The organism is Aliiruegeria lutimaris, from assembly GCF_900099935.1.
GTDB lineage: Bacteria > Pseudomonadota > Alphaproteobacteria > Rhodobacterales > Rhodobacteraceae > Tropicimonas > Tropicimonas lutimaris.
Map to the genome: position 1 here is coordinate 1 of NZ_FNEK01000088.1, position 18623 is coordinate 18623.

General features: G+C 57.6%; 11 protein-coding genes and 1 pseudogene. 4 read left to right on the plus strand and 8 right to left on the minus strand.

All coding sequences use genetic code 11. The features are described from left to right. The 3 genes from BLR85_RS24550 to BLR85_RS24560 all read left to right on the plus strand — a co-directional run. Window positions 1-954 (plus strand): DUF6635 family protein (locus tag BLR85_RS24550; RefSeq protein WP_342028814.1); only part of this gene is annotated, 954 nt, incomplete at its 5' end. Window positions 955-1008: 54 nt separating this feature from the next. After that, window positions 1009-1422 carry an HAD family hydrolase gene (locus BLR85_RS30610; protein ID WP_093163667.1) on the plus strand — a complete coding sequence of 138 codons (414 nt, stop codon included), beginning with the start codon at window positions 1009-1011 and terminating at the stop codon, window positions 1420-1422. After that, the gene (locus tag BLR85_RS24560) at window positions 1335-2150 is read left to right on the plus strand and encodes a hypothetical protein (protein ID WP_170844749.1); all 816 of its coding nucleotides are present in this window, start codon (window positions 1335-1337) and stop codon (window positions 2148-2150) included. The genes BLR85_RS30610 and BLR85_RS24560 overlap by 88 nt, the downstream gene beginning before the upstream one ends. Window positions 2151-2721: 571 nt before the next feature. Here BLR85_RS24560 and BLR85_RS24565 read toward each other — a convergent pair. The 5 genes from BLR85_RS24565 to BLR85_RS24590 form a co-directional block, all read right to left on the minus strand. Further along, window positions 2722-4773 carry a UvrD-helicase domain-containing protein gene (locus BLR85_RS24565; RefSeq protein WP_093163671.1) on the minus strand — a complete coding sequence of 684 codons (2052 nt, stop codon included), beginning with the start codon at window positions 4771-4773 and terminating at the stop codon, window positions 2722-2724. Between the two features lie 569 nt (window positions 4774-5342). Further along, entirely contained in the window at window positions 5343-8297 is a 2955-nt protein-coding gene (locus BLR85_RS24575; RefSeq protein WP_093163677.1) for a site-specific DNA-methyltransferase, read from the minus strand. Next, on the minus strand, window positions 8297-9220 hold the full coding sequence (locus BLR85_RS24580; RefSeq protein ID WP_093163679.1) for a hypothetical protein: 924 nt from the start codon (window positions 9218-9220) through the stop codon (window positions 8297-8299). Before BLR85_RS24580 ends, BLR85_RS24575 begins: the two co-directional genes overlap by 1 nt. Continuing rightward, complete coding sequence (locus BLR85_RS24585) at window positions 9217-12258, minus strand: BPTD_3080 family restriction endonuclease (protein ID WP_093163682.1); 3042 nt, start codon at window positions 12256-12258, stop codon at window positions 9217-9219. The genes BLR85_RS24580 and BLR85_RS24585 overlap by 4 nt, the downstream gene beginning before the upstream one ends. Before the next feature lie 381 nt (window positions 12259-12639). Beyond that, complete coding sequence (locus tag BLR85_RS24590) at window positions 12640-14730, minus strand: inositol monophosphatase family protein (protein ID WP_093163684.1); 2091 nt, start codon at window positions 14728-14730, stop codon at window positions 12640-12642. A 108-nt stretch (window positions 14731-14838) separates the two neighbouring features. On the opposite strand from BLR85_RS24590, the gene BLR85_RS24595 reads away from it, so the two are divergent. Beyond that, window positions 14839-15459 (plus strand): hypothetical protein, encoded by a 621-nt coding sequence (locus BLR85_RS24595; RefSeq protein WP_093163686.1) that lies wholly within the window; start codon window positions 14839-14841, stop codon window positions 15457-15459. Between the two features lie 230 nt (window positions 15460-15689). Here the strand turns inward: BLR85_RS24595 and BLR85_RS24600 are convergent, their stop codons facing one another. The 3 genes and pseudogenes from BLR85_RS24600 to BLR85_RS24610 all read right to left on the minus strand — a co-directional run. Further along, a complete protein-coding gene (locus BLR85_RS24600) occupies window positions 15690-16406 on the minus strand; it encodes a hypothetical protein (RefSeq protein WP_093163689.1) in 717 nt (238 codons plus the stop codon). Window positions 16407-17546: 1140 nt separating this feature from the next. After that, window positions 17547-18290 (minus strand): annotated as a pseudogene (locus BLR85_RS24605) (VapE domain-containing protein); the annotation flags it as partial. A 78-nt stretch (window positions 18291-18368) separates the two neighbouring features. Beyond that, on the minus strand, window positions 18369-18623 hold a 255-nt coding region (locus BLR85_RS24610; RefSeq protein WP_212635154.1), incomplete at its 5' end, for an integrase core domain-containing protein.

Below are 18623 nucleotides of genomic sequence, written 5' to 3' on the forward strand. Positions count from 1 at the left end.
GCTTGGAAGGCTAAGGTCTTACCACTACACAACGCCCGCTCAGCAGAGTACGGCTTATTTCATGGGTGTTCCGAGGTCAAGGACTGGCTGACGATTCATCTGGAGGTGACGACGATGTCCGAAACAGACGCGGTGATCATTGGAGCGGAAGACGGAGAGATCGCCGCCGGCAGTGACGGCGTGGACAGATTCGTCACGAAACACTTCGGCGTGCTCGGGACGTTGCGCCTGCATCGGGCGGCTATCGGCTGGGACCTGCTGGCCGCACCCCTCAACGTGATGCTGGCGCCGATTTTTCTGCTCTCTCGGCTGACTGCTTTGGTGCTGGCCGCGCTCCGCTTTAGGCGCGCCAGTCAGTGGATCCTCGGCTATCCGATCTTTCTCCACTCGGCGGTAGCGCGCGCAGTTGAGCAACGGATCGAGCTCGACCTCTGGCCTGCGGTCTCGCCGCATGGGGCGTCACTGAACGATCGGCAGAGGCGGCTTCTGCGGGACTACACCAGCGTTCGAACCTCCGTCGCCGAGATTTTCACCACTCTCGTCGTGCTTGCGCTTGGTTTCTACCTGTTCCGAAATCCGACGCCCGGTATCGTCTCGTTGACCCCGTTCGTTTCCGATCTCATGACGCAAACCTCGGCTGTCGCGGATTTCCCGTTTGGTCAGGGGCTCGGGCATATGTGGTACGCGGCGTTTCCGCCAGAGCGATCCTTGACCTATGTGATCACCGTTGGAATCAGTCTCGCGCTTGTCGCCTCGCTGGTCACGACCTTCGCCGGGATCATTGCTGACCCCATCCAGGCATATTTTGGCATCCATCGCAGACGCCTGTTGCGGCTCCTTGACAATCTCGCTGCCGACGAAGCGGCCGGACCTGTCCTGGCTCGGGAACATGCTCTCGCGCGGCTCGCGGACATTTCAGATGCCGGAGTAAGCCTCTTCCGGATGTTGCGGTGATGTGTAGATTCAGCCCATATCGTTGAAGCGACATCCGAGGAGAGCCAGTTCGAAATGATCGGAGGCGCGCTACTCGACATCTCTGGCGTTCTCCACCAGGGCGACGTGACAGGCTCGGTTGCCGTCGAGGTTGTAAGGCACCTTCGGAACGCCTGTCTACGGATCCATTTCTTGACCAACTCCACTCGGCGGCCAAAGCTGGTCATACTGACCAATCTCCAGCCCCTCGGCTTCGAAATCGACAGCGGTAGTCCTGGCGCCAGCTGCCGCAGCCTAGTCGTCGGTGGTGTGGTGTCTGCCGCGGTTAGCAGCCATGGCCACGGCATCCGTGGGACCGCACCACATAGAGAGCCTAGGACATATGCGGCGTCAGCAACACGATGCTGGAGTCACTGCAGGGCAGCGTTGGAAGACAACAGAACAGAGAACTGCGAGGCAACGACGTGTACACAATGTGGGGCGGAATAACGGAGATCCATCGCAATCTGAGCGAGCAGGAGATTGCCCAGCTCACAAGCTGGTTGCTGCGCAGAACCCCACGCCTCAACACCAGCGTCCCGAAGCTTGTAGAGCCAGCAAAGGAAGCAGACATTCGTCTGAATGAAGTGCCGCGCCAGAAGATCACAAAGATGGGCGCGCGAGAACACGTTGACCGTTTCTTTGATGACGGCACTCTCCGATTAGGCACTGTCAGGGACTTCGCCCGTCAAGAACACAATGAGATTGGCGATGGGCAAGAGGACGCTCCCATCGTCATCATAGGGGAGAGGATCGGGTACACAGCAGCAGGTTCGTTCGAAGGCGGGCATGAGCACTACGTCTTCTGCACGTTCTTAGGCGAGCCTAGCGTCGAAATCTTGGAGGCCTTCGAATACGACAGCTACTACGAGATCACTGATCCGGCTGGTTTCAGCAACGCTGTAGGAAACGCAATTGGCTCTCGTCACGCAGACTTTGGGCGATGCGTGTACGCTCCGTATCGCGCGTTACAAGGGCTAGTTGCAGACAGCTTTACAATGCGAAGGATCGATCATCGAACGATGGAGATGGTCGGAGAGGGACGGAACTACGTCAAGTCGCTCCCCTACGTCCACCAGAAAGAGCTACGGTTCACGTGGCGCATGAAAATGGAGGTTGGTGCTCCACGCTTAGTCAAGTGTCCGGAGGCTATCCAGTTCGCGAAGCGTATCGATTGATCCATGAAGCCAGAAGGGTTAACGATGTTGCTCTTCTTCCCGTCCACGAGGAAGGTACCCCTTCGGGTGGCAGCAGGGATGGCCTCTGCGATAAGTCCAATACGCGAAGTAGCAGGGGTTCAACCATGGTAGGGGCTTCCCAAAGATCAACGATCTATCGATAGCATCATTGTAAGTCAGGTAGCTACTTTTCAATAGTATCTCGGAAATGCAGGCCTTGGATCTCGATCCATTAGTGGGTACCAAGCCTAACTCTTGCCTAACCCGAATGCCCCCTAAGATCGAGACGGCCATGCAGGCCCATTCCCCGTCGAACGGTCCGGGATCGACAAAGGCATTTTCCTCTATGCGCAGGCAACCTTCCTAGGCCTCGACAGGATCAAAGAAGCCGAGCCTCACAGTGGCCTCGATTTCGTCCCGGCCAAAGAAATCGTCAGAAAATCTCTGATCTTGATCCGCGAAAGGAACTCATCGCCGTTGAAGATCTTCAACGCGGGAACCTCGATCGCAGTTGGAGCTGGCTCCTCGGCGGCGACTAGGAGGAGGTGATCTTGCTTCATCGACAGAGAATCTACCTCACCAGATCGTCTAGGAACTCGCTGACCGGTTCCACGCCCGTAACCAAGAGGTGGTCTCGTGCACGCGTACAGGCGACGTAGAGCAGGTGCCTTTCGGTCGCGAAGACTTCCTCCAAAGCGACTTCATCTCTGGCAGACTGGATCCGATCTTCGAATGGCACGATGCCGTCGTCACATGCCATGACTACTACGGCACGAAACTCCAACCCCTTGGCCAAGTGCATGGTTGCGAGACCGATCTTCCCGTGAACGGAGGCGCTCATACCCGACAGCTCGTGATGAGTGTGTCCTGCATTCTCGATTGCCTGAATTGCACGTTCGAACTGCTCGACACTTCGCACGATCACCCCGATCTCATGGGGCTGGATGTCATCTCCGCAACGCTGGGACAGCCAGTTCGACACCGCATCCGATTCAATGTCCGGGTCGTCGAATGCCCTTATTGTTGGATCAGGTCCCTCGAATACGGAGACAACGCCGGTCCGGTTCTCCTCCTGGCCGTCAACCTCGGTGAGCTTCTCGGGCAGGAGAACGTCAGTGGTCTTTCGAATCTGGTGGGAAGTTCGGTAATTGACCTTGAGGCTGCGGGAGCGTCCTTGGATCTCGACACCGACGGATTTCCAAGAGAACGCCGGCCGGAAAATCCTCTGCCCAATGTCACCGGCAAAGAAAAGGCCGTTCGGACGATCGCCCGCAATCGCCGCAAGGCAGGTGAGTTCTGCCTCGCTGACATCCTGAGCCTCGTCCACGATTACGTGATCGAACGGAGCCTCTGTCCCATCTCTAAACACGTCTGCCAATTCGTAGAACATGCCTGCGCGGGTTTTGAGATTGGCGTCATCCAGACGCTTTCGCATCGCCTCAAACACACCCCATGTGGCATCTCGCTTGCTTGAAGCCATGCGCACCCGCCTGCCGGTTCTCGAAACCGTCGCATAGTCTTCGCTGGATCGGACGTTGCGCCCGTCGATGATCAAGTTCCACTCGTCGTTCACGAAGCCAACGGATAGTGGCGTTTCCGATGCTGCCAAAGCTTCTTCGAGGAACTTTCCAACCTGACCGGCTCCCGCGAGGCTGACGTCTCCTATGTTGGCTTCATAGAGCTCGATGCCGGTGCTCAGCATGTTCTGGATTACGATCGTTCCTGGCAGAGACTTGTCGTTTCCTAGCAGTCTTGCCAGCTTGGTCTTTAGGGCCCTTGCCAGCGCCTCGTTGAAAGTTGTCAGCAGCACGCGACCACCTTCCCGCGCGAGACGGACGGCACGATGCAGAGCCACGACGGTCTTGCCCGTCCCTGCCGATCCGATGACTCTAGCCGGTCCATTGAAGTTCCGGGTCACGAACTCCCGCTGCGCAGGATGAAGGAATACTGTCCACTTCTCCCAGGGCTCGTCCATGGCATGGCGCAACTCGTCCTGGTTCTCGAGTGTCCGGAAGCGGCGCTGCGCGTCAGGGTGCTCGAATGGGTTTTCGACCGGAACAACAGCGGGCGTTTCAGGACGAATACCGACCGCGAGATTGAGAATTGCCTCCGAAGCTTCCGCCGGCAGGAAACCGGCGACGTCCAGGATCGTGTCCTCAGTGGCTCTTCTGACATCGTCGAACCAGTCTTCCGGAACGCCACAATCCAGAAGGGCTTCATCGGTCTCCGCGGCCAGTAATGCGGGTTTCCGGACGGCCTCCTCGACAATCCGCTTAACAACAATGTTCTCGACCCGCTCCCGGATCTCGACGATCTGGGCTGCACCGGTCCGGGGGTGAACCTCCAGCCGACGCCTCTCGGCCCATTTGTACGCGTCGTCGTGGTGATCAACGTAGGCCAGCAGCATGCTCCCGCCGCGTTTATGCACGACAATCCTGATGTCTCGGTTGACCCGGACCGTCCAGAAGTCTTTGTCCTTGGCGCGATCGACACGGTGGAATGACAATCCTGGGTTAGAGGGATCCACTTGCAGGTCGAAAGCGGTCTGTTTTACTGCGGCTTGTTCCTGATTGGTCAACTTGCCAAGGCTGTCGGTGAATGAATCCGAAATGATCAGTGTCATCTGACGTCACCTTACCTATACCAATCATTGACGGACATTCGTCGGAGAAACCTCAACGCTCGCTGCGTTCTATTCGGATCCTCCGCGGCGAACTCAATCTGAGCCTCAAATCTCTCTCTCTTGTCTCGGTCGGACGTATGGACCCACCCACCAAGAATGAGCGCCGACAGCGGCCCTGGACCCGATGGAATCCCGCAAGCTTTTTGAAAGTCCACCCATTTGTCAGCCGGATAAGGGCAAATGACTTCCGGATCATTTAGGTATCGGCGAAGATCGTCTGGACCGCTTTCGGCAATTGAGTACTCCTCCGATACCGACTCTAGAATGGTTTCCAACGGCACCCCGAGAGAGCAAAGGCGCCGGACCGAGACGCGTAACATCGAGATGGAACGTCGACGTTCGCTGTCTGCCCAATACTCTGGAACGCATTCCCGAAGTAAGTCTCTAAGCTGCTCGCCGGCCTCAATCCGTTCAGCAATTTGCTCAAGATCGAAGCCAGCTGCCTGCAATGCGTTTTGATCGGGGCGCGGTATCAATGCCATGCGCGAGAGCCTTTCCTAAGTCGAGGTTCATACCCCGATAACCTTCATCACCTCGTCCCCGAGATGGTTGATCACCTTTACCGCAATCCGTCCCGACGCCGGCCGGGCAAACGGGCGGGATACGGTCTTTTTCAGGCTCTCCCAGGCTTCCTCGTCGATCTCGGCCTTCAGGGTCGTCTTCAGCGCCTTGTAGGGAACCTCGGCTCCGGGGAAGTAGGCGTGGCGGACGAAGAAGCTTTCTTCGTTGTAGTCCGTGTCGATGAACCAGCAAGCGATGTCGCCAGCCTCGGTGCTGATCACCTCGCCGGTCTGGGGCTTGAAGACATCGACGCCGAGGATCTTCACGCGCAGCTTGTCGCCCTCCGTCAGCACCTCGATGTCCGGCTCACCGAAGACGACGAACAGGTTGCCGCCACCGGCCTTTAAGTCACCCGCCATGTGCAAGTCGGGGTTCATCCGGGCTTGCAGAATTGGGATGCGGCCTAGCTTTCGGAACTCGCCGGCATGGGCGTCAAAATTGAACGAACAGGCAATCACCAGATCGAAACCGGCATCTGCTGCCTCCTTTGCGCAAGCCACGAGATCAGCCTTCTGAACAGTGCCGTATTCGGGGCCGATGAAGATGCCGGCGCGGCGCTCCTGCTCGCCCTCCATGTATCGACCCTCGGCACAGATCCACTCCCCGGGCCAGCCCTTGAGCGAGGTGAAGGCGATGCGGTCCTCCTTGCCCTGCTGGTGGACACCGGCCTTGCGCAGGTTCTCCAGCATCGCCTCGACGTAATTCTCCGCCTCCTGTGCGCCGCGCTCCCGCTGGCCGGAGGCGGCATCGCGCTCATCAATCAAATCGCCATCTTCGTCTACAGCAGCAACCTTGTGGGGCGAGAGGCTTTCGACGGTGAAGGGGCCGGCGACACGGACGCGCTTCTTGTCCTCGTAGGGCTTGTCGTAGAGATATTCGAACTCGGCCCGGGCGGCGATGGACGCGTCGATCTCTCTTTGTCTGGCAATGCGGGCCTGCCAGAAGGACTCCAGAGCATCCACGGCGGAAGCAGGCCAATCCGAAGGCGCCTCGCGAGGCACTTCCCATTCCTGGAAGGCATTGGTGGGCACGACCTCGCCGGAGGGCATGGTGTAGTTCCCGACTGCATTGAAGGTGATCCTGTCCCCCTTGCGTCCTCCGGCGGTCACGAGGAAGTCCATGTCCAGGCCGAACAGAGACCCGTTTAGGGTTTCGAGGGTTTCCTCGACGGCCGGTTGCATACGCTCCCAGATCACGTCGATCTCTGCGTTGTTCCCAATATCGCTCATCACGACATGGGGCGCTCGTTCGTAAACGAAACCGTGCCGAATGTCTCGATGGGTTGCTTGGGAAGGAGGTGCTATCCGGGAAACTTGGGCTTCTTTGTTTTGGCCCTCAGGGCTATCAGCCAGAAGATAGTACGGATAGTGCGCTCCCATTACTCGAGCACGAGCAAGCGCCATCGCCACCCGCGACGTGTCTATCGTTATCCAGCGTCTTCCCCATGCTTCCGCAACGTCGGCGGTCGTTCCAGCCCCACAAGTCGGGTCAAGGACTAGGTCTCCCGGGTCGGACGCCATCAAGATGCACCGCTTGATGATCTCTTCGTTGGTTTGGACGACGTAAACGGCGTCACCAACACCACCAAGTCCGTCCCACCAGTTGGACATCTGCGTGTATCCGAAGTCGTCCAAAAACCTCTTGTAGTTGAGGTGCGATCGACCCCCAACAAGTCGCCGCGCCCAAATCAATCTTTGCATACCGGGCGTCGAGCCGTCTGGCCTTCTCGTTGTGGTCTTCCAGCAAAGGTTCGGTTTGAGACGATACTCGATTCCTTCCCATAAAACCGGATCACTTTGATTGGGGCGTGTTCCGCCACTGGTCAGTTGCTCGCCGCCATAGAAAAGCCTTGCCTCAGGCCAATCGGTAGCAAGTCTTTCGGGAACGTCCCGGTAGTTGTGAAAACTGTCGTCGTTGGGCGGGCTAGGAATCTCGCCCAACGGGCACTCAGTGCCGTTCGGCATGGCAGCACGGTTAAAGCGCCGAAGTGTTTCTTCATCGAACTCCCGACGGGAGAACAGGGCACGAAACTTGACCTTCCCGCTATCTCTTTCGCTCTTAGAATACCAAAGAAGATAATCATTCACTGGATCTAGGAGACCGGATTTCTGACTGCCTTTCTTTTTCATCGGAATGGTTACGACGAAGCATTTGTCGCCAAACACTTCATCCATCAGAGCGCGAACCCGATGTAGGTTTTCGTCACTAATCTGGACGAAGCAGCTCCCGCTCTCGGTCAGAAGTTCCCGCGCCACGGTCAGCCGGTCGCGCAGATAGGTCAGGTAGGAATGGATGCCGTCGCGCCAGGTGTCGCGGAAGGCCTTCACCTGTTCCGGCTCACGGGTCAGGTGCTCCAGCTTGCCGTCCTTCACATCCCGCGACGTGGTGGACCACTGGAAGTTGGAGTTGAATTTGATGCCATAGGGCGGGTCGATATAGATCGCCTGCACCTGCCCTTTCAGCCCCTCGCGCTCGGCCAGAGAGGCCATCACCTGCAGGCTGTCACCCAGGATCATCCGGTTCGACCAGCGTTTGGAGTGGCGGTAGAACTCCACCTCCGCCTCGCGGTCCTCATCGGTCACGCCGAAATGGTCGAAAAGGCTCGGGCCACGATCCCCCTGCCGCTCCCGCCCGGCGCGCAGGTCCTCGATGATCGCCTTGGGGTGGACCTGCTCCTGCAGGTAAATCGGCGGCGCATCGACGACGATGTCGGACCAGTCCTCCATGTCCTTGCCGCGCCAGACCAGCTGCGGGTCGAGATCGGGGTTGCGCTGCTTGTAGGCGACCTTGATGGGCTGCTTGTCCTCTTCGGGCAGCACGCCTTCGAGCTCGGCCGGCGGGATATTCGCCCGGCGCGCGGTTTCATGGGTGATCGCGTCGATGGGTTTGTCATTGGCGGCCATTACTCGTTCCCTTCGTCTACGATCTTGAAGGCGGCGCGATACCGCGCGATTTCGTCATTCATCCAGTCCATGATCTCGGGCCATGCGTCACGTTCATCGTGGCCCTTGGAGAACCGTTTCCACAGGAAATGCTTGCCGCGGGAGGATGGGCCAAGAGGGGCATCAAGCGCAGCTGTCAGGGCTTCACCATGAGGTTCGAGGAACTCCGCCACCGGTTCGGCCGGCTCTCCCCAACCGCTGCGAAGGTATATCCCCGACTGGCCGCGGCCGATCCAGACGGACAGATCAATATGCGGCTCCTCGTTGAGCACGATGTAGCAGTTCGGGTATCGCGAGGCCGCGACCCCAAGTGCCGCCAAATCAGGATGCCGTTTGAGGAACTCCGTCCAGAACTCCTCCTTGATGTCGTAATAGGCCGCCCCTTCCGGTGCAGCCTTTTGTTTGATTTGTCGGTCCCAGTCGTTCGGTTTCTCGGCGATCTCGAAGATCGGTGCAAAGGGGCTGTTGCCGATGCGGACAACTCGGAGGCGGACAGCGAAAAAGGAGAACCCATCGGCCGTATTCTCATTTAGCCAAGCAACGGCAGAGAGATGTGGATCGCTGAAGTTCGGGGCGATCCAGATCACCGTGCGGGCCTCCAGACCGGCAAGGTAGGTCATGATCTGGCCAAGGTGTTTGTGGTCCGCCGCTTCCAGTTGATTCTCGATCAGGACGAAGCTGTCATCTTGCGGGTCCTTGGCGAGAATGTCGGCTTCGTAGGGACCAACACGAAGCTCCCGCCCTACAGGCTCAAGGGGCAGACCTACGGCCTCTCCGATGTGATCCAGATGGTCGAGCAGCCACGGCGTAAAATCATGCTCCTCGTTCTTCCAGGCGTCTCTGAGAGGCAGGTCTTCGAGCTTTCCGAAGGTAATTTTTGTCATTCTGCTGCGACCTTCTGCGAGACCTTGGCGATCAGGTCATTAAGTTCCTGTTCCATGGTGAAGGGATCGCGCATTTCGGCGAAAGCCCAGCGGCCGTAGGTTTCAAGCCGGTTGACTGCCGGGATCCACTTGTCGCGGAACGTGGCCGCCTTGAGCATGGCGTCGTGTCCGCGATACCCCTTGACCTCAAGCACAAGCGTCAACGGAGTGTCACCGTCATCGTCAATCCGAACCAGGAAGTCAGGTAGGTAGGTTCGCGGCTCGCCACTACAGAGATATGGCACCTCAAGCCCGAGGTTGTGGTTCTTGGCGTAGGCCAACACTCTGGGGTGATCATCGAGGATCTGGGCAAGCTGTCCTTCCCAATCACTATCCAGGAGTATCCAGTTGACATGGCTCCGGTCAGGCTTCGGCCAGTAACGATCGGCCTTGGTCGTGTTGAAGTTCACGTCGGCCGTTGACCCGGTCGGGTTGTAGGGATCCAGCAGCGCACGCACGATACCTTCGCCGGCTGGCTTGGTATTGATTGCGCCGATGATGAGATTGCAAACTTCGTCGCCGATTTGTTTGATGGTGAGCTGGGCTTCATAGGTGCCGCCATTGCAGACGAGAAGTCCCGAGTTCAGCCACTGGCGAACGATGCGTCGGCATTGACCGAACAGGTGCATCTTTGGCTGCTCGTTGGCATCCCTCAAGTTGTTGTAAAGAAGATGCGTCGCAAGGTGGAAAACGATGGTCGACTGCCGCATCTGCTTGAGGTGTTCAACCGTCAAGGTTTCCGGCATTCCGACGATGCCTTGCATGACAACTTTCGTCGGACCAATCTTCTGTGGCGTCAGTACATAGGGTTCCAGTTGGCTGAAGTCCGCCTCGAGTCTTTCGTCGGGAAGTTCGACTCGATAGCCTTCAACCCTCGGAAAGGTAATCTCCAGATCGTCACGTTCCGGGCTAACTGCACAAACATGCACAACCTCCCGCGGCTTTTTCGGCTTCGCCGCGACAGCTTGCGCCGAGAAATTCAGTCCGTCTATGCCCATGATGTCGGCGTATTCGACGCCAAACAGCCTGGTCTCGGGATCCATTTCATAGCTAAGGCGTCTGAGCGCCCGCCCCATGACCTGCTCGCAGATCAACTTCGTACCAAAGGCTCTGAGCCCAAGGATGTGTGTCACGTTGTTGGCATCCCAGCCTTCGGTCAGCATCGAAACAGACACAACACAGCGAACCTGCTCCCCGAGGCGGCCCTTCTTGCCGACTGTGTTCATCACTTCACGAAGAACGTCTTCGTCAGTCAGTTCGCGTGCCGCCTCCTGGCCTTCGCGAGCAGCTTTCTCGCGGCGGAACGCCTCGATCTCTTCGGCGTGGGCTTCGCGAAACGCCTTGTCGATCGCCTCGCCGCTGTCGATCCGCTGGCTATCGATGAGCAGAGAGCGCGGCTTAGGCAACCTTTGGCCATCGTCGGTGAAGTTCTGGAAAAGCTCCTGCTTGCCCTGCGTGAAGGAGACAACCCCCTCAGAGTCCTCGCGTTCGAAGCCGGATATATACTCGTACACGAGTTCTGAGTTGGTTGTGTTGTTGCATACCAATACGAATACCGGTGGGATGCCGACGCCTTCTTTTTCCCAGAGCTCGTAGGTCTTCTTGTAGTGACCGTAGAGAGCCTCGATCGCTACCTGCAGTTCAATCGGTAGCTTCAGTGGATCAGGCTTCTTCTCGCCCTTCTGCTTCTTTGGCATCGACTTGCGAATTGCAGGCCAGAGGTTGCGATATAATGGTTCAGGTTGGCCCGGCAGATTGTCGGCGACCGGAACCCTTGGCAGCTTGACGATACCGCATTCGATCGCGTCCATCAGCGAGAAGTCTGACACAACCCAAGGGAAGAGTGTTCCTTCCGGCCAGCCGGAACCACTCAAGAAGAAAGGCGTAGCCGAAAGGTCGTAGACTGTGGAGACACCAATGCGTTTCTTTGCCGCCTCGATTCCCGAGATCCAAAGGCGGGCAGCTTCCTTGTTGTCGTCGGCTTCCTTCTTCTCGTCGCCCTTCAGTTTTTCAATATCAGGATCAGGGCGTTCTCTATAGCAATGGTGAGCTTCGTCGTTGATGACGATGATGTTTTTCATGCCCATCAACTCGGGCATCACGCGTTGGAGCATTTGCCCTTCTGTTTCCAGAGTTACCGGATCGTCCCCGTGGCCCTTGAGCGCCTGTTTTGCACCCTTCGCCATGGCCACCCGCTCCCTCAGCTTGAAGGCATGGTAGTTGGTGATGACGATTTTAGCTTTGCCGAGTTCGGGCAGCATATCCGTTGGGACCAGATCCCGTTGGGCGTAATAGCTTTCGGCGTCATTTGGGAGTAGAACGCGGAGGCGGTCCCGGATCGTGATACCGGGTGCAATCAGCAGGAACCCACGTGTGAAGTTCTTGCTGTTGGGGCTGCGAGCCGCGTTGATGGCCTGCCAAGCGATCAGCATTGCCATGACTGTGGTCTTGCCGGCACCTGTCGCCAGCTTCATGGCGACGCGGAAAAGGTCAGGATTCGCTGTTGCATTCGCCTGCTTCAGGTACTCAGAAAACCTTCTCCCGCGGAGTTTGTTCTTGGGCGCAACTTCCGCCAACCAGATCGCTGTTTCGACTGCTTCGAGCTGACAGAAGAACGGGCGTATAGCTTGGGTTTCGTCGGCCTGAAGTGATCGCCAATGCTTCAACAACTGGGCCGTCACCGGGGTGACTTGCCATTGGTCCGGGTTGGGGAGTTTCCTCCAAGTTTCGATCTCGGTCCGAAGCTCGTTGATTATGGGTGTCGGGTTGAACTCCTGCCCTTTGGCTGGATCTTCAAGATCAGCGCCGAGTTGCAGTTCTTTCTGGTTCCCCTTTTTACCCTTTTTTTTCGGCGCGGGAATCGGCGAGACAAGCTTTGCCGAACGACGGGTGTTTATAATGACGTCGGTAGGAAGGCCTTCATCATCGATCTGCCAGTGCTTACCAGGGAACGAATAGGGATTGTTCAGGATCGGTTCTTCAAAGAATTTTGCAGACATCTAGTCCCTACACTTCGCTTTCGTTCGTGGATGATTGGGTCGATTGGGCATTGGTCGGACCTGATGTAAGCTCAGACTGAGTCCTGATTTTGTTATTGCAGCCAATTTGCTTGGATTTTTCGCCAATCTTCAAGGACCTCAAGGTCGCGGCAGAAACGGATGAAGGCCCAGCGACATTGGCTCGCCTATTTGTCCGGTATCATTCTCTTCAGCTGTACTGCAGTTGTGGAGCTTTAGGGCCAATCCGGCCAACAAGTCATAGTCTGTGCGTTAATTGTGTGTGAACCGTCCAGCCCCGAGGTGTTGTTCTTGACGTAGGAGATCACGTGCGGATGCTGATGATCTCCTGGCTGTTGCGCCTTGCCCCTTGCTCAAAGGGCTCTAGTGAAGGTGATGGAGCTTCTTCAATTCAGACGGCGAATAGATTGGCTGCATCGCCTTCGTCCAGATCTCGATCAACTTCTCCCGAGGAACCCCATGAGCAGCAAATTCTCTTAAGACGGCGGTGGTCGTGAGCGACAACGCTTCCGACATCCCGATATTCTGGGCGCGGGCAGCGGACACAGCCGCTTCGACATATCCGTCCAGTTTGACCACCAACAGGAACTTCTGCTTATCGCTCAAGGCTTCAAGATCGCTCATGGTTTCCTCCATCGATGTCGCCTGATTGCTCGCCGTTCTGCGACCACCTTTTCGAGCTGTAAGCAGTGCCTCAGCCAGGTCCATGGCGTCGTCTGGCCAATACTCCGGCGGGCGGGGGTGATTTGTGTCACCCATGTTCAACGGCCTGCAGGACAGTACGGCGTTGCGCCACTGCAGTGGGACGGCGTTGCGCCCCTGGAGCGCGCCAAGAAGCGCGCCGCAGATGGCGGCATTGGTATCCGTGTCGCCACCATTTGCCACCGTCGCCGGGAGCGCCTCCGCCAGGGGCGTACCACGCATGAGGTGGAAAAAGGCGTTCTGGAAGGCAATCAGCACCCAACCCATCTGCCGCTCAAAATCGTCCGGTTCATTGCGTCTTGCAGAAGCAAGCGTTTTTCGGATCGCATCCCCACCACTCCCGTCGCCCGCAAATCTATCTGCTGCCGCCCACATCTCTTTCGCATTTCCGCCCTCGACACCGATTGCGATCGCCGCAGCGTAGGCAGCACTCGCCGCTAGGCAGACCGGATGCGGATGTGTGAGCCGGGCTTCCTGAGTTGCGAGATCGGCAGCTATTTTAGGATCACCTGCAGCGAAGATGCCAAGAGGACTGACCCGCATGAGCGCACCATTTGCCTGACTTCTGGATCTTCCGACCTTGCGACCTGCGGCAACCGCCGAGATGCCAGCGCGTGTTGTGCTCCCGATGTCGAAGGGACCCGATCTTTCCCATCGCACGTAGGCTTGTCCCACCAGTTCGGAATCAAAACGCCGTGCCCGGACGAGTGAACGTGCCAGCGCGAGAGCCATCTCGCTATCGTCGGTCGGTTGGCCGGCGATGAGATTCCATGTCCCACCGTCGACGAGACGTGTGACGCCAATAGGATGACTTTTTGCAATCTCGGCAGCCGAACGGAACTCTACTGCAGAACCGAGTGCATCGCCAGAAAGCTGACCGAGCAGGCAACCTTGCGCTCGGGAGAGCCGACCGGCGTCTGACACCCGTGAGACACGGCGCAAACGCTTTAGGGCTTCGCGCGGCCCGTATCTCGGTCCCATTGCCACTAGCTTCGAGACGGCCACCGCGTCGCCTCCTATGCAGCCATCGAAACTGCGTCGGCAATACTCGATCGGTCGGCCCGAGTTCTCGACCAACACGCAACCTGCTCCGACCAGCAGGGCGTGGCCGCCGGCAACGTCCCAATGATCGAGCCCAGCTACAATGCTTAAGGCAGCGTCAACCTCACCCACCGCAGCCAACGCAAGACGGTAGGCTGGGCTCGGAACGCCAACAATCCTAACGTTCGGAAGTGTCTGCTGATTGTGCCGAGCGTGATCCGATACGTTCGCGTTCATTGCAACGACCAACTTCTCGTCGGATTTTGAGCGCCGCACGGGCTGCCCGTTGCGCGCTAGCTCCGCCCCATCGGCCCAGGAGATCAGATCACCATTATCGTCCGGGGCAAGGGGAGCGAAAACGACACCTAGAACGGGCTGCCCCTTGCGGAGCAATGCGACCGAGATTGCCGATCCACGGCGACGGCCCAGGAAATCCCGCGTGCCGTCCTGCGGATCAACCACCCATGAATCTACTGTTGGTGAGACGACATCGTCGGTCTCCTCTCCGACAAAACTGCAGTCGTGCAGTCGGAGCAGACGTTTCTTAAGGAAGCATTCGATTTCGGTGTCGATCTCTGCCTTGGAGCCGGAACCTCGCGGTCCTCCCGGCCTGTGAAACTCCGCTCGGAGCATGGCGGCGGCCTCGGATACGGTCTCGATCACCGCCGGCAGCAAGTCAGCCGCAGTTGATTTGATGTTAGTCTGGATCATAACGTTCCCCTTTGCTTTCATGCGAAGGGTCTACGCCTTGAACGATCCCCGTGCGGATCGCTCGGGATTTTCCGGTTATTGGTCTCTGTGGGATGAGGAGGGTAAGACATGCGCAATGCCGTCGGATTCTACTGGACGCTTCCGGTACCCTGGGCTGGCTTCAAGGAGTTGCCTGAGGGCATCGAAGAAGCCGCCAAAGCCAGCCGCACGATCCGTTATCAATGCGAGTTAATCCGGCACTACGCTAAAGATTCGAATTACCAGCTCGTTGCGGAGGAGGTCTTTCTAGAGATCGAACCGGATCGCGGCAGCCGATACATTCGTGAGCCACTGCGCCGCGTCGAGGAAATCTGCCGCGCGAATGATGCGGTGCTCCTGTATGTCGATTTCTCTATGGTGCAGAACTGGCGTGGTCATGAGCCCCTTTCAGATTGGGCACGGGAGACACGCATTGATTTCGAGAAAGTCTGGCCCGATGAAATCCTGATAGACGGGAGGGCCTTCGATCCTCACAAACATTTTTCGGCGTGGCGCGCGCGGCAGTCCGAGTGGACGGAAGGAAAGGAGCAGCGCACATCCCGCGCTCTCGCGGTTGCCCGACAGCTACGTAACGGAAAACAAACATACAAAGCGATTTCGGAAGAGCTTAACGCTCAGGAAATTCGAAGTGCAACCGGCAAGCCTTGGACAGAGGAAAGCATCAGAAAGCTTCTCGGGCCGAAACGTTAGGCCCTGACATCCAGTGGATCGGACCGGGGACGAAGCGATCGTTCACAATGGCTGGGGCATTCAAAATCTCCGATCTTGAGACAGACTCCTGTACGCAAAATAATGGGCAATTGTTATCGAGGAGTTGAGGAGCAAAGCTTTCAACAGACATCAAGTCGACTTGGTTGCAATCGGAAACTCCGCCACCATGTTACCCAAATCGACGATGGGTTCTTCCCCCTCCCTGCAACTCAACCTCGAAGCCAGCTGAAGAAAGCGCTGCTACCTGCCTTGCGGACGGAACCCGCCCGCCGAAGGGAACCGGCCGGAGGAAGGCAGGACAATCCACCTACGTCTTCCAACACATCCTCTGATCGCATTCGGTTCGACGCCTCTGCTCGTAGGGCGGCCAGCTCGCGGGCGAAATCAACGAAGATCTGATGAAATTCTTCGGTCCGATAACCTAGAGGAAGACGCCTTGCCCGGACTTCTGCGAATGTGAGCGCTTGCTCATTGGGACAAGCAAGGCCAAAACGTTCCAGGTCTGAGATCAAGCTGAGCAACGCTTGCCGGTACCCACTTTCCTGCGAAAGTAAACGTATCGGAAGACCGCCTTCTGCGGCCAATGTACGGAGATACTGGATTCCAGCTGCTGATCGACGCGGTGGCGGGCGATTGAAGTAACGCAGACCAATCTCGGTCATCTCTCGCAACTCCGCCTGATCCGGCTTGTGGCCCAATGGATCCACAAGAAACGACCAACTAAAAACCCCGCCATCGAAATCGCGGCGATACCTCTCGGCCGCCCAAAGTACGAATGGCGCAGATGCTGTTTTTTGTTGGCCCCTTTGAAAAAGCGAAATCAATTGCAGCTGCAGCAGGTCATACTCGCTGTCGGTTACACGAAAGTGGTGCAGCGGGCGGCCGTCCAAGGCGTTACCGTCTCGTTCAAGAACCGTCTCGTTCAAGAACCGTCTCAATATGGTTCATCTCTTGACTGTCCTGTTGTCTTTCGCTGAAGGAACAGTGCCGACAAATAATCCGTTTGGATCAGTACGTTTCTTCGGCGAATTGCACTTGGCGCTCCACCGCTTTTCGCATGGAACACGCGGTCGCGGATCCGCACCGAAGGCAAGGTGCACAGCATTTCCTTCCCCAACAACGGGCATTCCGCTTTCTGCGACGTAAATACTCACTACTGCCCAACATGACAGTCGCGTGGGAGCGTGACGATGACCGTATCAGATCCTAGACTTAGCAATGCGAGAAGGGCATGCGCACCTGCATCATATTGGCCAGACGGGAGATATAGCGGTCAGTGTTGGCAAACTTTAAGTGGTCGTTTTTCGTCATATCGCGACCCTACGAGCCTGCTGACTACGGTTTCCAGCGATGCGGCCGCTTTGGGTCCTTCCTGAACGTTTTGTCGACCCACGGGGGGCGCAGAGCACCGCATTCGCCGATTCTGGAAAAACCCTATAGCACACCCTTGGAGATCGGGAAGTTCATCCGACATCCGACAGGCTCCAGCCGCGACCGAGGCAAGCGGAAACCCTTTCCATCGTGATCGGCAGGCAAATCGGATTGCGCGAAACACCGGCCCCCGGGTTCTCGGGGAGTGGGGATTGCCGGAATCTTCGTGCGCCCGCCTGGGGGCACATCCGTTCAGACTGTCGGAAGGCGTCGGAAGGTGTCGGATGTAGCAGAAATTACATCCGACACCTTAACCCCCTGTAATCGTTAAACGAAAGACCGTCTGTCGGATTGTCGGAAGAAAATGTGGAATATTGGTTTAGGGGAAAAGGAGAGACACAGAAATAGACCGGTAGGCATCACGTATAATACGTGTGTCTCTCCCTGAGACGCCTCTATGCAGGGTTGCCGACATCCGACAATCCGACAGTGGCAGGATTCCGAATGGATTCCAATAGGTTAGGCCGTCGGATGAAATCTCTGCTACATCCGACACGACCGAAATTACATCCGACACTCGGCAAGCAGGCCCGGATTCCGGTGTTTCCACCGCCCATAGAGTGCCCTCGGAATCGAAAACCCCACCTTTCGGCGGGGTTGCACTGGTCTGTGGAATGCGCTGGATTCGGATTCGATCACGCGAGAAGATCGTCAATCTCGGGGTCGTCGGTGCCCCCGTCACCGTCCTCGGCAGGCCACGGTGCGGGCACCCAAAGCGGCCCCAAGTAGTCGTCCGGGTGCCCCTCGCCCCGGACGAGCCAGACCTTCTTCTCGCCGTGCCGCCGCTTCTCGCCGATGTCGGTCCACCCCTTGAGGAGCGCGACCGCCTTGCCGAAGGTTCGTCTGTCGGCGCTCCTGTAGGCTGCGAAGGCGGGAGTCATCTTGAGTTGGTCGAGGGCCATCGACGTGTGGATCATGTTGCGGACCATCGGGGTCTCGTCGTCCTCGTAGCCCGGGATCGTCAGGCCGTCCTTGTCCAGCATGACCACGCTGGCCGGAAACGCCTCGTCGGCCCACTCTTGGATCAAGTCGGCCATCTCCTCTACGGCGGATCGGCTGCGGAACTGATCGGCCATAGCGTCACGCTGCTGCCGGGCTTTCTTGGTCTGGAGGTCGAGGTGGAGGTCGCCGTAGGGCTGCTTCTTTCGCAGCTTGAGGTATTCGTCCACAGCCTCCCCATAGAGCGCGTCCAGGTTGGCCTTGAAGCCGTCCGGCCCGTCGATGTCGATGGGGTTGTCCTCGTCGTGGTCATCGACCCAAATCCAGAAGCGGCGGTTACCGGTTGGATCGTGGAGGATGTCGGTCAAGTTCGAGGTACCGGACAGGAGGCCCCGGCGGGGGTAGACACCCTCGCGCTTTGCGTAGGCGAGTCGAAGCTGATCTGTCCGTCGTCAGAGTTTTCCAGAGAGGGTGAGGCGATTTCGTAACGAGGGCTCCGGTTTGCTTTCTGTTTGAGGTTATGCGGCAGCGCTGTCGTGCTGCAAGCGGCGTTTCCGGATGGTCTGTTTCTTGATCTCCTCTCTCATGGACAGGATCTGAGCGCCCCTGCCGAAGTAGACGTCAGCGGGTGTCAGGTTGCCCAGGCTCTCGTGGTATCGGTGGTTGTTGTAGTGCTCAACGAAGGCTTCGATCTGCCGTTCGAGATCTCCGGGCATGTAGTAGTTTTCCAGCAGAACTCGGTTCTTCATGGTCTGGTGCCAGCGCTCGATCTT

Bases quoted from the DNA above. Each gene is read 5' to 3' on its own strand.
- BLR85_RS24595 (WP_093163686.1), top strand. From the start codon at position 14,839: ATGCGCAATGCCGTCGGATTCTACTGGACGCTTCCGGTACCCTGGGCT.
- BLR85_RS30610 (WP_093163667.1), top strand. From the start codon at position 1,009: ATGATCGGAGGCGCGCTACTCGACATCTCTGGCGTTCTCCACCAGGGC.
- BLR85_RS24560 (WP_170844749.1), top strand. From the start codon at position 1,335: ATGCTGGAGTCACTGCAGGGCAGCGTTGGAAGACAACAGAACAGAGAA.
- BLR85_RS24580 (WP_093163679.1), bottom strand. From the start codon at position 9,220: ATGACAAAAATTACCTTCGGAAAGCTCGAAGACCTGCCTCTCAGAGAC.
- BLR85_RS24565 (WP_093163671.1), bottom strand. From the start codon at position 4,773: ATGACACTGATCATTTCGGATTCATTCACCGACAGCCTTGGCAAGTTG.
- BLR85_RS24585 (WP_093163682.1), bottom strand. From the start codon at position 12,258: ATGTCTGCAAAATTCTTTGAAGAACCGATCCTGAACAATCCCTATTCG.
- BLR85_RS24575 (WP_093163677.1), bottom strand. From the start codon at position 8,297: ATGGCCGCCAATGACAAACCCATCGACGCGATCACCCATGAAACCGCG.
- BLR85_RS24590 (WP_093163684.1), bottom strand. From the start codon at position 14,730: ATGATCCAGACTAACATCAAATCAACTGCGGCTGACTTGCTGCCGGCG.